Origin of the sequence: Roseobacter sp. OBYS 0001 (assembly GCF_019654895.1) — a bacterium.
GTDB classification, from domain to species: domain Bacteria; phylum Pseudomonadota; class Alphaproteobacteria; order Rhodobacterales; family Rhodobacteraceae; genus Roseobacter; species Roseobacter litoralis.
In genome coordinates this window covers 180,330-193,004 of record NZ_BPES01000002.1, presented here as the reverse complement: position 1 = coordinate 193,004, position 12,675 = coordinate 180,330, and the positions used below count along the sequence as shown (strand labels likewise).

At 55.1% G+C, this 12,675-nt stretch carries 14 protein-coding genes; 5 read left to right on the top strand and 9 right to left on the bottom strand.

What is annotated here, in order from left to right:
- Positions 1 to 30: 30 nt before the first annotated feature.
- Both K5Q35_RS06440 and regB read right to left on the bottom strand, forming a co-directional pair.
- Complete coding sequence (locus K5Q35_RS06440; RefSeq protein ID WP_220798929.1) at positions 31 to 1,578, bottom strand: PAS-domain containing protein; 1,548 nt, start codon at positions 1,576 to 1,578, stop codon at positions 31 to 33.
- An 86-nt stretch (positions 1,579 to 1,664) separates the two neighbouring features.
- Positions 1,665 to 3,044 (bottom strand): sensor histidine kinase RegB, encoded by a 1,380-nt coding sequence (regB, locus tag K5Q35_RS06435; protein WP_220799136.1) that lies wholly within the window; start codon positions 3,042 to 3,044, stop codon positions 1,665 to 1,667.
- A gap of 90 nt (positions 3,045 to 3,134) precedes the next feature.
- Between regB and K5Q35_RS06430 the strand changes: the two genes are divergently transcribed.
- Positions 3,135 to 3,758, top strand: coding sequence for an SCO family protein (locus tag K5Q35_RS06430; protein WP_220798928.1), 624 nt, complete (start codon positions 3,135 to 3,137; stop codon positions 3,756 to 3,758).
- Positions 3,759 to 3,854: 96 nt separating this feature from the next.
- The gene (locus K5Q35_RS06425; RefSeq protein ID WP_013963918.1) at positions 3,855 to 4,409 is read left to right on the top strand and encodes an ActR/PrrA/RegA family redox response regulator transcription factor; all 555 of its coding nucleotides are present in this window, start codon (positions 3,855 to 3,857) and stop codon (positions 4,407 to 4,409) included.
- Between the two features lie 4 nt (positions 4,410 to 4,413).
- On the opposite strand, the gene K5Q35_RS06420 is transcribed toward K5Q35_RS06425, so the two are convergent.
- From K5Q35_RS06420 to K5Q35_RS06410, 3 genes are read right to left on the bottom strand one after another with little or no spacing between them, the layout of a single operon-like run.
- Positions 4,414 to 4,902, bottom strand: coding sequence for a GNAT family N-acetyltransferase (locus K5Q35_RS06420; RefSeq protein WP_220798927.1), 489 nt, complete (start codon positions 4,900 to 4,902; stop codon positions 4,414 to 4,416).
- Entirely contained in the window at positions 4,899 to 5,486 is a 588-nt protein-coding gene (locus K5Q35_RS06415; RefSeq protein ID WP_220798926.1) for a YfbR-like 5'-deoxynucleotidase, read from the bottom strand. Before K5Q35_RS06415 ends, K5Q35_RS06420 begins: the two co-directional genes overlap by 4 nt.
- A complete protein-coding gene (locus K5Q35_RS06410) occupies positions 5,483 to 6,472 on the bottom strand; it encodes a glycosyltransferase family 8 protein (protein WP_220798925.1) in 990 nt (329 codons plus the stop codon). Before K5Q35_RS06410 ends, K5Q35_RS06415 begins: the two co-directional genes overlap by 4 nt.
- A gap of 256 nt (positions 6,473 to 6,728) precedes the next feature.
- On the opposite strand from K5Q35_RS06410, the gene ahcY reads away from it, so the two are divergent.
- Both ahcY and K5Q35_RS06400 read left to right on the top strand, forming a co-directional pair.
- A complete protein-coding gene (gene ahcY / locus K5Q35_RS06405) occupies positions 6,729 to 8,117 on the top strand; it encodes an adenosylhomocysteinase (RefSeq protein WP_220798924.1) in 1,389 nt (462 codons plus the stop codon).
- Between the two features lie 210 nt (positions 8,118 to 8,327).
- Complete coding sequence (locus K5Q35_RS06400) at positions 8,328 to 8,669, top strand: DUF2853 family protein (protein WP_013963913.1); 342 nt, start codon at positions 8,328 to 8,330, stop codon at positions 8,667 to 8,669.
- A 428-nt stretch (positions 8,670 to 9,097) separates the two neighbouring features.
- Here K5Q35_RS06400 and K5Q35_RS06395 read toward each other — a convergent pair whose 3' ends face one another.
- The 4 genes from K5Q35_RS06395 to tsaD are packed head-to-tail and all read right to left on the bottom strand — an operon-like array spanning position 9,098 to position 11,871.
- On the bottom strand, positions 9,098 to 9,541 hold the full coding sequence (locus K5Q35_RS06395; protein WP_220798923.1) for an EVE domain-containing protein: 444 nt from the start codon (positions 9,539 to 9,541) through the stop codon (positions 9,098 to 9,100).
- Positions 9,541 to 9,813 (bottom strand): YciI family protein, encoded by a 273-nt coding sequence (locus tag K5Q35_RS06390; protein WP_220798922.1) that lies wholly within the window; start codon positions 9,811 to 9,813, stop codon positions 9,541 to 9,543. The genes K5Q35_RS06395 and K5Q35_RS06390 overlap by 1 nt, the downstream gene beginning before the upstream one ends.
- A 1-nt stretch (position 9,814) precedes the next feature.
- On the bottom strand, positions 9,815 to 10,777 hold the full coding sequence (locus K5Q35_RS06385; RefSeq protein ID WP_220798921.1) for an NAD(P)H-dependent glycerol-3-phosphate dehydrogenase: 963 nt from the start codon (positions 10,775 to 10,777) through the stop codon (positions 9,815 to 9,817).
- Entirely contained in the window at positions 10,774 to 11,871 is a 1,098-nt protein-coding gene (tsaD, locus tag K5Q35_RS06380; protein ID WP_220798920.1) for a tRNA (adenosine(37)-N6)-threonylcarbamoyltransferase complex transferase subunit TsaD, read from the bottom strand. Before tsaD ends, K5Q35_RS06385 begins: the two co-directional genes overlap by 4 nt.
- Here tsaD and K5Q35_RS06375 point away from each other — a divergent pair.
- Positions 11,793 to 12,656 carry a uroporphyrinogen-III synthase gene (locus K5Q35_RS06375; protein ID WP_245538090.1) on the top strand — a complete coding sequence of 288 codons (864 nt, stop codon included), beginning with the start codon at positions 11,793 to 11,795 and terminating at the stop codon, positions 12,654 to 12,656. The genes tsaD and K5Q35_RS06375 overlap by 79 nt on opposite strands.
- Positions 12,657 to 12,675 lie beyond the last annotated feature (19 nt).

The following is a 12,675-nucleotide window of genomic DNA, read 5'->3' as shown; positions in this document are numbered from 1 at the left end:
GGTGCGGGCTGCAAGCGGATTTGCTGCGGTTTAGTCAGAATGCGCGTCTGACAGATGTTCCAAGGCGGGCGGCGTGCCATTCCCCATGACGGCGAACCGAACGACAGTAGCACCAGAGGAGATGCGCGAAACAGTGCATTTGACCTCTGCGCCGGACAGCAGTGATGCTGTCATGTGCCAGGAGGTTTTTTCGCCAAAATCGAGGACAAAATCGATCAACCCCTCCCAGAGTTTGTTGTGCGCGCAGTTTTCTTGCCAAGCGCCGACTGAATCGTTGATCGTCACATCCGCAAACGAATTGTCAGGATCAAGGCCCCAAAGTTCACGGTACGCCAGATTGCAGAATGTCAGGACGCCGGTTGAAGAAAAGACAACGATTGCCTCGTCGAACGTGTCCATCAACGATTGGCCAAGCTCAAGCTCTGCGCGGAAATTTCGCGTCAGAGAGACTTCGGCGCTGATGTCTTCGATTAAGAACGCAATGGCACCATCCGGGTGCGGACGGCCACTGACACGATATGTCTGCCCGGTCTCAAGCGTCCAGGTTTCCTGATAGCGACCATCTGTTGCAGCGGCAATTACCTCGGTGATCTGTTGACGCCATGAGTGGTAGTTTTTGGGTTCCGGCATCCGCCTGTTTTCGCGGATCCGATCAAAAAAAGACATAAGCGTCGGACGCCCGCTCAGGAAATCCGCAGGCAATTCGGTCAGATCAATCAGTGCAGGATTGAACAGCGCCAATTGTCCATTCCGGTCAAAGATCGCCAGGCCGATGGATAGCTGCGCAAAGGTCTTCGCCAGCGTCTGAACAAAATTGCGCTGGGCGGCCTCGGATTTGACCACAGCATTCACATCGACCGCGTGAAAAATCATGATGTCACCAACGCTGGCCACGTTCACGTCATACCAGTCTTTGTGGTCATTATCCGGCAATTGGGCCGACACACGTTGCCGCCCCGCTGTTTCATGAAAGGAGGGTGCAATGTCAAAAACCGGTTTGCAGGGGTCCGGTTCTGTCTGGTGCAGCCGTTTGTACAGAGCGGTATATGCCGCATTGTGCCATGTTACCGACCCTTCGGAGTCGACCTGCCAGATTGCATGCGGTGTTGTGTCGCTGGCCCTGCGCAGGTCTTCTATTTCCTGCTGAAGGTTTTTGAAACGCAGTGATTGTGCTGATGTTTGTACTTCGCTTTCGATCATGTTGATTCGCGTGAATGTGCCTGTGCGCGTCAGCTCAAGAACGGCTGCGTCTTCAAGGTCGCGCGCGGGCACGGTCGTCTGACCCGCCTGGGCCAGCAGGGGGCGTTCCGGCAGGTTTGGAAAGCGATTGATCAGCCGTTCCCGCATGCCGGACCAATCGTCCCGCCCGGGTATCAATTTATAGAGTTTTGCCGCTGTATCAGAGGCATGCTCAAGGTTTTCATCTTCAAACAGGAGAGAAACACAGTGCTCAGCATTGCCCGGCAGGACGCTATTGTCAGAAGCAGTTTGTTGCTGCCTGCTGAACATCCAATAAACCGCCACCAAGATGCTTAAGACAGCGGCACCCGCGACTGCAGCAATGTCAAAGACTTCCATCGATAATCAGCCCCGTGCAAAAGTACACTACAGGCTTCCCACGGCTTGGTTAATTCACGGTTAATGAAGCCGTCTGTGCCGCGCCTCTAAACGGCGAAACGTTGGTTTTCACCCTTGGTCACAGGGCGATCTCCTTCAAGTGCATCAATCTGTCGCCTCAGCCATTTGACCTCGACTACGGCACCGATCCCGCCCCCCTGCGAGGATGATTCCTCGCGCCCATTGGCAAAGCTGAGTTCAGCGCCCGAGCGCTCAAGAAGCGTTTTGGCGATAAAAAGCCCCAACCCCATGCCCTCATACCCCGGTCGCGCGCCTTTTTCAGATGCCGACCTGCGCCGTTTCATGAAGGGGTCGCCGATTCTACCAAGCAAATGTGGCGGAAACCCATTCCCATCGTCCATGATCCTGAGCGAGATCGTGTCCTGCGCCCAACTGGCCTCAACCCAAATCTGAGACTTTGCAAAATCAACCGCATTCTGGATCAGGTTGCGCACGCCATGAATGATTTCGGGCTTCCTCAGGATTGTGGGCTGCGCAATTTCCGGCCCGATGATCTGGAAAATAATCTCCTTGCCGCGGTCCATATGGGGTTCTGCGGCTTCTTCGAGGACTGCGCGCAAAGGGGCCTGATGCAGGTGCAGATCATCTTTTCCGGCGCGCCCCATATCGCGCAGGATGTCGCGACATCGATCCGCCTGTTCGCGGATCAACGCGGCATCCTCTTGCAAGTCCGAGCGGTCGGAAAGTTCGTCATATAATTCGCCACTGGCCAGTTTTATGGTCGCAAGAGGAGTCCCAAGTTCATGCGCAGCGGCGGCAACAACACCGCCCAAATCCGTCAGCTTTTGTTCGCGCGACAGGGCCATCTGTGTGGCGGACAAGGCGTCAGACATGGAGTGAATTTCGGAGGTGATCCGTATGGAATAGGCACTAATAAAGACAATCGCGATGATCAGCGCGATCCAGTTCCCGAACAAAAACACGTCAGGCATCGCAAGGATGAACCCCTGTTCGGTGCGCAGCGGGAAATTGAATTGTGCCAGAAGCGACACGAGAATGATGGCCGTACCGCCCAAAAATACTGTCGAGCGCAATGTCAGAACAGCGGCTGAAATCGTGACGGGCCCAAGCATCAGCAGGGCAAACGGGTTATGCAGACCGCCGGTGAGGAACAACAGAAAACTCAGCTGAAGCAGATCGAAAAGGACCGTCAGCATGTTCTGACTTTCGGTCAGGCGCTTGTTTTCCGGAAAGATAAAGGTGGCCACAAGATTGGCGATGGCGGAGGCCCCAATTGCCAGATAGCACAAGCCCAGTTCAAGCTGTAACCCATACATCTTTTGCGCCACGGTGATGGCAGCCAGTTGCCCGGCGATGGCGAACCAGCGCAACAAGATAAGCGTCCGAAGTCTGATCCAATTCGCGCGCCTATCGTCAGAAAAGGGCCTGAGGTTCAGATCTGCCAAAATATCACCGGTTGTTGAGTTGCACTGTCCTTCAAACACGGTAGGACTGCACCTATCTAGGATCAACCCTTGCCTCTGAAGGAGATGCTCATGAATACGCGTTTCATCGCTTTGATTTCTGTCGCTGGTGTGGTCGGCGTTTTGGGTGGTCTGTGGATTGCAACGCAGTCGTCCAAAAGTGACGATCAGTTTGCGCAATGCCGATCAAGCACCGTTGCAGGGGGTGCAGGTGCTTTGGGCGGACCTTTTGAGCTGGTGAATGCGCAGGGTGACGTGGTCACGGACGCCGATGTCATCACGGAACCATCCATCCTTTACTTTGGCTATACATTCTGCCCGGATGTCTGCCCGCTGGATGTGGCACGTAACGCAGTGGCCGTGGAGGTTCTGGAGGAGAACGGCATGTCCGTGACCCCGGTTTTCATCTCGATCGACCCCAAGCGGGACACGCCGGAGGTTGTCGGTGATTTTGCAGCCAATATGCATGAACGGATGATTGGGCTGACGGGATCACCGGAGCAAGTCAAAGCAGCCAGCACCGCATATCGGACGTATTACAAAGCGCACGAGGGCGATGAGGATTTTTACCTCGTGGATCATTCGACGTTCAGTTACCTCGTCCTGCCAGAACACGGTTTCGTGGAGTTCTTTCGCCGCGAGGTTGCACCAGAACAAATGGCCGAAACGGTCGCCTGTTTCGTAGAGAATGCGTGAACCGTCATAGCCTTATCGGTTAAACTTATTTGACCTGTGGGGTTTTGCGCCACATATATATCCGAACGGACACTAAGTGTGCAGGAAAGAGCGGATATGCCGGATATGAACCCGATTGAGTTAGGTGACGACAAGAGCATCCTTTTGTTGGATGACGACGAACCTTTCCTGCGCCGTCTGGCAAAAGCGATGGAAAAGCGCGGCTTTCAGGTGGAAACAGCAGGCTCGGTCGCTGCCGGGCGTGCCATTGCGACCGCGCGGCCTCCGGCCTTTGCCGTTGTCGACCTGCGGCTTGAGGATGGCAATGGCCTCGATGTGGTCGAAGTTCTGCGCGAAAAACGCCCGGATACGCGGGTCGTCGTGCTGACGGGATATGGTGCGATTGCAACGGCTGTGGCTGCCGTAAAAATCGGTGCCGTTGATTATCTGTCGAAACCGGCGGATGCGACGGATATCGTGAACGCATTGCTGGCGACGGGTGACGATCTGCCGCCACCGCCCGAAAACCCGATGAGTGCGGACAGAGTGCGTTGGGAACATATTCAGCGGGTCTATGAGCTTTGCGACCGTAACGTCAGTGAAACGGCGCGACGGTTAAACATGCATCGCCGGACGCTGCAACGCATTCTGGCCAAGCGCAGCCCGCGCTGAGCTCTCAGGTCAGGTCAAAACGCTTGCTGATTTTGTCGACGCGCTGACCGTCGGCTAATGCCACGTTTTCGTCAAATGCCCAATCGCGAAAGCCGCGGCTTTGATAATAGGTCAACCCGCCGTCATTATCCGCGCGGATCGTCGCGTTGATCCATTCATAGCCGAGGTCCTTGGCGGCACCCGCAGTTGCGGTAAACAACGCAGAACCGATGCCAAGCCCAGTTTGTCCAAGTTGCACGAAAGTCGCAATATCAACCGCTTCAGATGGCAGCTTGAGGTTCGGCATGATCCATTGAAACCCGACAACCTGTTCCTCGCTATCTAGGGCTACATGCCAGGCAGAACGATCTGCGTTGCTTTCCATTCGTTCTGCAATGTCATCGGCTGTGACTGGGCGCGTCAACGCGGTGGTGCCGCCTTTTTCAATGATGGCGTTCAGCAGGCGCGCCATTGACCTGCAATCAAGAACCATCGCACGCCGTACATCTATCATGGCATCGCCGCCAGCAATTCGTTGTGGCGCGCGGTAAAGGCGTGCCGCGTCTCAGCCGGGGCGCGCAAGGTAATTTCCAACCCCTGCATGACCTTGTGATCTGGTTTGCCGAAAAACTTGCTGGCTTCGTCTTCGGAAAAACCGGCGATCTGCGTGGCTTCCATCCAGGCGCTGATCTTGTCGGCTTTCTTGATCTGACGCTTCACTGCAACAGGGATGACAGCGGGAAGACCAAACCGCAGATGGATGGCTGCCATCAACCGTACGTCCAGCGCTTCATACCCCGGTCCAACGGCGGCTTTCACCGGCGAGATCATATCGCCAATCACGTATTCAGGGGCATCATGCAAAAGGGCGGCCAACTGCCATTTGGGGGGTGCCTTGCCGGTGATGCGGGTAAAAAGCGTCTCTACCAATAGAGAGTGTTCCGCAACGGAATAGGCATGCACGCCATTGGTCTGACCATTCCAGCGTGCCACAAAGGCAAGACCGCGCGCGATGTCTTCTATCTCGACGTCAACGGGCGTGGGGTCGAGTAGATCCAGCCTGCGCCCCGACAGCATTCTTTGCCAGGCCCGCTTCATCGGTGGACCGTCAATTCATCAGGAAATCTCGAGAGAAAGCGCGCTATCTTTCGCGCCGATATCAGATGTTTGATTAGCATTTTCGTCATTTTCATACTGTCTGGTGCGAGCCTTCTACCCCCCGTTTCCACTTGCTTGGAGTCTGGAAAGTGTGTCCTGATAAAACGGGCAAATGAGTCAGCAAAGCGCGGTTCGAACTGTCCGCTCTGGTCCTTCCATGGTTTCGCGGGCCCGATGAAATGTATGATGTTCGGATATGCGAAAACTGCAAAAAGTCGCGTTGACCATGAATACTGCCAGTTCCAGACGGGGCTTATTTCGGCCCAATCGTCTTGCAGCACCGCATTATAAAGGTTCTGGTCATGACGTTTCAAATCCTGACGGCGCGCGCGGCCAAATTCGATGCAACGCCGCATCAGCTCCTGTTCGGTATAGGCATGCACATCCATTAGCATTATCCCTGCATTAAAGTATGCAGACGGAACTATCCCCTTGATTGTATTCCGTTTGTTTTGCCGGTTCGGTGTGCGCCATTGCACGTTGTCGCGAACCGATGCGATGCAATGTGGTGCGACGTCAATATCAAGAAGCGCATTGAAATCACCACCTCGAATGAAAATATCCGAACCCAGATAAAGTATTTTATCATATTCACCGGCAAAAGCGGTCGGCAGGGCGATGCGCAAGTATACGTCATGCGTCTTGCCCTTATCCAGACGCAGGCCATCAAAGACGTCGCCGACATCTATGTGACAAAGCCGTATTCCCAATCCGGCAAGACTTTCCGGAAGCACAACTGCCTGCTGACCGTAACAGATACAGATGTCGAATGCCGGCTTTTCCACAAGCGATGCAATCTGCGCCGCAGCATGTGACGCAAAAGCGAGGTAATTCTGGTCGCAACAAAAGACAATCGCCCTTTTGTGGCGCGGCGGGCGCGATGCCGTTAACCTGACCTGAAATGACTCTGTGGGTGCTGTGGACATAGCCGGGCGTTTGCTCGTTGCTTTTTCAAAATATGTCGCTGGCGGGGTCGGGCTCAGGACACTCTGCGCTTATTCCTAAAGAAGTGAAAGATATTGTCCAGCACTCAGCTTTTCAGTGTCACAGACGCAGGGCAAACCCATGAAGATTATGCTGGTTCACAGGATGTGGATAATTGTTGGTATTCGTTCTGTTGCAGCGCCCTGCAACGGGTGGTAGAGCAGCGGCAAAGATCATTCAGAGCCTTGGAGTGCCCGCGTGACCAAAGACTATGTCGTAAAAGATATCGCCCTTGCTGAATTTGGCCGTAAAGAGCTTGATATCGCCGAAACCGAAATGCCGGGCCTGATGGCGCTGCGCGAGGAATACGGCGAAAGCAAACCGCTGGCAGGATCACGCATTGTTGGCTCGCTCCATATGACGATCCAGACCGCAGTTCTGATCGAAACGCTTGTTGCCTTGGGGGCTGATGTGCGCTGGGCGTCGTGCAATATCTTTTCCACGCAGGATCACGCCGCTGCAGCCATCGCCTTGGGTGGGACGCCGGTATTTGCGATTAAAGGGCAGTCCCTGGAAGAACACTGGGACTATCTGGACCGGTCATTCATGTTTGAGGATGGTCCGAACCTGATCCTTGATGATGGCGGCGATGCTACGTTGTATGTTCTGCTTGGTGCGCGCGCCGAGGCAGGCGAAGAAATTATCCCTGTGCCGACATCAGAAGAAGAAGAGGCGATCAAGGCGCAGATCAAAAAACGTATGACCGCGTCCCCGGGTTGGTTTACGAAAATCCGCGATCAGATCAAGGGCGTCAGCGAAGAGACGACAACCGGCGTGCATCGTCTTTACGATCTCGTCAAACAAGGGCAATTGCCGTTCCCTGCGATCAATGTGAACGATTCTGTCACCAAGTCGAAGTTTGACAACAAATACGGCTGCAAGGAATCTCTGGTGGATGGCATCCGCCGCGCCACAGATACGATGATGGCGGGCAAAGTCGCGGTCGTCATGGGATATGGCGATGTGGGCAAAGGCTCCGCCGCCAGCTTGAGCGGTGCGGGTGCCCGTGTAAAAGTCACCGAAGTTGACCCGATCTGCGCCTTGCAGGCGGCCATGGACGGTTTTGAGGTTGTCTTGCTCGAAGATGTGGTCGATTCCGCCGATATCTTTATCACCACGACCGGCAACAAGGACGTGATCCGCATTGAACATATGCGCGCCATGAAAGACATGGCGATCGTCGGGAACATTGGCCACTTCGACAATGAAATTCAGGTTGCGTCGCTCAAGAACCACAAATGGACTAATATCAAAGAGCAGGTAGACATGATCGAGATGCCGAATGGCAATCGTCTCATTTTGCTCTCCGAGGGGCGCTTGCTGAACCTCGGCAACGCGACCGGGCACCCGTCTTTCGTGATGTCCGCGTCCTTTACCAATCAGGTGCTCGCCCAGATCGAACTCTGGACCCGTGGGGATGCGTATAACAACGAGGTCTATATCCTGCCCAAACATCTGGATGAAAAAGTTGCGCGTTTGCACCTTGACCGGATCGGCGTGAAACTAACCTCGCTGGACGCGGAGCAAGCGGCGTATATCGGTGTGAAACCGGAAGGTCCCTTCAAGCCGGAACACTACCGGTACTGACTTCAGACCGGCATGCAGAATAGGCCAAGTGGTTTCCGGGAGGCGTTTTTATGCTGCCCGGGAGACACATCCTGTGACCCCAAGGATCGGGAAAATCCGCTTATGGGGAAAACTGTGGTAAATTATCCCTTTTTCGATGGTCCATCAGGTCCTATCATTTCGGTTGAGGCCCAAGTTTGACGGCCTTTTAACCAACGAGGGAATTTTATTATGGGTAAGCGGGACGATCTGATCGCGCAATATGCAGAAGATCTGAAGAACAAATGCGGGATGGAGCCTGATATGGACCTCCTCACCAAAGTGACCATTGGGTGTGGGCCTGCGATTTACAACGCGGATGCATCAACGGTCGCCAGCAGTCAGGCATCGGAACTGGAAACCGTCAAAGAAAAGTTTTTGATGAAAAAACTTGGTCTTGCCGATGGTCCTGAGTTGATGGAAGCCATCAATAAAGTCATCGAGACCTATGGTAAATCCGAGCGGAATAAATACCGCGCTGTGGTGTATTACATGTTGACCAAGCATTTTGGAAAAGAGGCTGTCTACGGATAGTCAAAACCGATATTGATCTGTTGAACGCCTCTTTTGTTAAAGAGGCGTTTCTTTTTTGTACGGCTTTTAAACTATTGAAGAATTGCACTTATTTATGTGCTGGGCTATCAATAAAGCACCCGGCCAGTATGGCCAGGACCAAATTCAAACACGTGTGGTGGACTAGGGAGCACGTGGGGTGAAGAAGGGTTCTGGCTTATGCGCAGGACCCTTTTTCAGTTTAAGAACCTGTTTAGGACCAAGCCCGGTAAAAACACCTTTCACATTGTGCCTAGATGAACGCGCCGGATGCGCGAAAGCGAATTCGCATTTCAGACAGTTGTGAGTTCCGACACTATCGCGAAATGCGCCGATCACCCTCATCAGGACCTTCGCACTGCTTCGAGCCGCAACCACTCATAATGTACCGTACTGGACCCAAGCCTTATTCAACCCTGCTGGCTTCCTTGACCGGCGTCAGGCACACCCGCCATGTCACAAATGACCGCCCATTCCTCGGGCTGAACGGGCTGCACCGATAACCGGGACATTTTCAACAGCGCCATGTCGGCCAGCCTCTCGTCTTGCTTTACCGCCTCCAGACTCACAGGTGTCTTCACGGGCCGCACGGCCTTGATGTCCACGCAGTCCCAGCGTTCATCCTCGGTTGTGCTGTCCGGATGCGCCTCTGCGATCACCTCAACAATCCCAACAATGGATTTCTCTTTTTGCGAATGGTAAAAGAAACCCAGATCGCCAACCTTCATCTGGCGCATAAAATTTCGGGCCTGATAATTGCGCACGCCATCCCATTCTTCGCCCGCCTCACCTTTGGCCATTTGATCGTCCCAACTCCAGGTCGACGGTTCCGATTTGAACAACCAATAGGCCATCAGCCGATCACCCGGTTCCAAGGGATCAGATCGACCGACGCAAATAGTCCAGCGGCGCCATAGGGGTCACCTTGGACCCAGGCTCGCGCTTCATCCATATCCGCCACATCCAGAATGATCAGAGAACCGCACATCTCGCCGGCGTCATTCAGCAAGGGGCCTGCCTGTTGCACGGCCGCGCTGGATTTGAGGTATTCCACATGCGCGGGGCGGTTTTCCTGACGAATGGGCAATGCACCCGGTTTGTCATGAGCAATGAGAGCGACGAGCATGTTATTCTTCCTTCAGTGAACGGGACAAAAGTGTGGCCATGGCATCTGCGACATCCAACCTGTTTTCCACAAGTGCCGCAACCACGGATAAGATTGGCAAATCAAGGGCGTTCTCACGGGCATCACGCGCCACAGCGCAAGCGGTCGCGGCACCCTCAATAGTCGTCTCGGGATCAAACGCCTTACCCGCACCCAGTGATAACCCAAACCGGTAATTCCGGGACAGGTCCGATGTGCAGGTCAGCACCAGATCGCCGAACCCGGACAGCCCGGACAGAGTGGCTGGATCTGCGCCTTTGAATTGCGCGTAACGCTGCATTTCCGCATTTCCACGGGTCATCAGCGCGGCGCGCGCGCTTTCGCCGAGCCGCGCACCGATGGCGGCACCGCAGGCAATGGCGATGACGTTTTTCAGCGCCCCGCCCAATTGCGCGCCGGTCACATCGGTGGTGCGATACAGGCGCAGCGTGCTGTTTGACAGCTCTTGCTGCAAATCGCGCGCGCGATTCGGGTTGGCGCAGGCCAGCGTCAGCGCGGTCGGCAGCCCTTTTGCAATGTCATTGGCAAAACTTGGGCCGGTCAGGATCGCATGTTCGCTCTGCGGGCAGATTTCACGCGCGATATCGACGGGCCCCATGCCGGTCTCAAGCTCAATGCCCTTGCAGCACGCGACAAGCGTTTTTCCGGCAACCATCTGGTCAACGCCACGCAGGAACTGGCGCAGCTTTTGCGCTGGCACGGCCAACAGAAGCACGTCGCATTTTTGCAGGTCGGCGAGGTTTGATGTGACAACGACATTTGCCGGCAAAAAAAATCCGGGCAGACGCGCTTTGTTTTCGCGGTTTTGGTGCATCAACTGCGCCTGTTTGGCATCGCGCGCCCACAACAGGACCGGGGCGGTTTGACCAAGCGAGATGGCCAAAGCCGTGCCGAAAGCGCCCGCACCCAATACGCCGACACTCATGCCTTTGCCCCTTTTTTGCCGCTGCCGAGCATTGCGGGGCTTTTTGCATCAAGCGGCCATCTTGGACGGGCGGCAAGTGTCAGATCATCGGGCGGATGGTCTGCCATTCTCTCAAGTGCGGCAAAGCCGATCATTGCGGCATTATCGGTACATAAGGCAAGCGGCGGCGCAACAAAACCGGCCCCATTGTCCCGCGCAACCGTCTCTAATCTGGCACGAATTGCCATATTTGCTGCGACACCACCAGCGACACATAGTGTCGCCGTACTCGGTGAAAGCTGATGATATTGCTGCATCGCGCGGCTCGTTTTTTCCGCCAGAACATCAACGACTGCGGCCTGAAAGCCCGCGCTCAGGTCTGCCTGATCCTGTGGGTAAAGCCCGCCCTGATCCCGCACCAACCCGTCGCGCGCCCTCAGAACTGCGGTTTTCAAGCCTGAGAATGACATGTCGCACCCCGGGCGGTCCAGCATCGGGCGCGGTAGGGAAAACCGTTTCGCATCCCCCCGCAGTGCCGCCTGTTCCACCGAAGGGCCGCCCGGTTGCGGCAAAGCCAGCAGCCGCGCGATCTTGTCAAAGGCTTCCCCCGGTGCATCGTCAATCGTGCCACCGATGCGTTTGAAATCATTTGGCCCTTTGACGAGCAAGAACTGACAATGCCCCCCCGATACGAGCAGCATCAGATAGGGAAACGGGACACTATCCGTCAATCGAGGGGTCAGCGCATGGCCCGCAAGATGGTTGATGCCATAAAGCGGTTTGCCCGTCGCCAGAGCGAGGCCCTTGGCGCACATGACGCCTGACACCACACCGCCAATCAGGCCGGGACCCGCAGTGACAGCAATCGCGTCAATGTCCTGCAGGGGCGTCTGCGCAACATCCAGTGCTTCCTCGACACAGAGGTCCAAAATTTCCGCATGCGCGCGGGCCGCAATCTCGGGGACAACGCCACCGTAGGCCGCATGCAGGCCATCCTGTCCGCGCACAATCGAGGATAAAATCTGTGTCTCGCCGGATGCGTTTTTACGCAGCACGGCGGCGGCTGTGTCATCACAACTGCTTTCCAGCGCAAGAACTGTCTGAGTGTGGCCCATTCAAGCCCCCGTTGCATGCCTTTGACTTGGCAGGTAACACCGAAGCGAGGCGCAAACAATGCCGGGGGGTGGCAAAGGCGGTGCAAAAAATTCCTGTGATCCTGACGCGACCAAAGGGATCGAACTCCGTGTTTAAAGCGGGCATTGCACCAAATGTCCGCGATCGTCTGGAATTCATTCGCAGCCCGCTTCTTGAGATCACGCCGATAGAGCAAAGCGCTGACTGCTCTGGCGCGCAGCATGCGATTTTCACCTCTGCCAATGGCGTGAAACTTGCGCCTAACGGAAACGGGCGGCGCGCGTTTTGCGTGGGGCGAAAAACGACCGAACTGGCGCAATCACATGGATGGGATGGTGTTTTTGCAGGTGCGACAGTCACGGGTTTGAAAGAATACGTGCTGACCCAACAGCCCCAAGGTGAAATTCATCACTATTCAGGGGTTTTCGTGCGTGGAAACGTCGCCAAAGAGCTGTCGGCTGCGGGTTTGAATGTCATGAATGTGCCGCTCTATGACCAACGTCTTTTACCCTTTTCGGCGGAGGCGTTAGCGGTTCTGCAGGCAAAAACGCCCGTCATAGTGCCGCTTTTTTCGCCACGTACCGCTGCACATTTTGGAGCGATGGCACCGGCTCATCCGAAGTTGTATATTATTGCAATGAGTTCGGCGGTCGCGGATTCTTTAGAAGAAATAGCGGTTTCGCAGCTGATGGTTGCGCAGGAACCCACCGCAAAATCCATGGCAGTTTGTGTGGAATACCTTATACTAAACGACAGCTTGGGTTGAGAGGCCAGAGCGGCAGGGG

Coding starts and splice junctions, on each gene's coding strand:
- K5Q35_RS06390 (WP_220798922.1), bottom strand. CDS start 9,813: ATGCTCGTCGCTCTCATTGCTCATGACAAACCGGGTGCATTGCCCATT.
- K5Q35_RS06385 (WP_220798921.1), bottom strand. CDS start 10,777: ATGAGTGTCGGCGTATTGGGTGCGGGCGCTTTCGGCACGGCTTTGGCC.
- K5Q35_RS06420 (WP_220798927.1), bottom strand. CDS start 4,902: ATGATAGATGTACGGCGTGCGATGGTTCTTGATTGCAGGTCAATGGCG.
- K5Q35_RS06410 (WP_220798925.1), bottom strand. CDS start 6,472: ATGTCCACAGCACCCACAGAGTCATTTCAGGTCAGGTTAACGGCATCG.
- K5Q35_RS06400 (WP_013963913.1), top strand. CDS start 8,328: ATGGGTAAGCGGGACGATCTGATCGCGCAATATGCAGAAGATCTGAAG.
- K5Q35_RS06415 (WP_220798926.1), bottom strand. CDS start 5,486: ATGAAGCGGGCCTGGCAAAGAATGCTGTCGGGGCGCAGGCTGGATCTA.
- K5Q35_RS06430 (WP_220798928.1), top strand. CDS start 3,135: ATGAATACGCGTTTCATCGCTTTGATTTCTGTCGCTGGTGTGGTCGGC.
- K5Q35_RS06375 (WP_245538090.1), top strand. CDS start 11,793: ATGCGTTTTTACGCAGCACGGCGGCGGCTGTGTCATCACAACTGCTTT.
- K5Q35_RS06425 (WP_013963918.1), top strand. CDS start 3,855: ATGCCGGATATGAACCCGATTGAGTTAGGTGACGACAAGAGCATCCTT.
- K5Q35_RS06395 (WP_220798923.1), bottom strand. CDS start 9,541: ATGGCCTATTGGTTGTTCAAATCGGAACCGTCGACCTGGAGTTGGGAC.
- K5Q35_RS06440 (WP_220798929.1), bottom strand. CDS start 1,578: ATGGAAGTCTTTGACATTGCTGCAGTCGCGGGTGCCGCTGTCTTAAGC.
- tsaD (WP_220798920.1), bottom strand. CDS start 11,871: ATGGGCCACACTCAGACAGTTCTTGCGCTGGAAAGCAGTTGTGATGAC.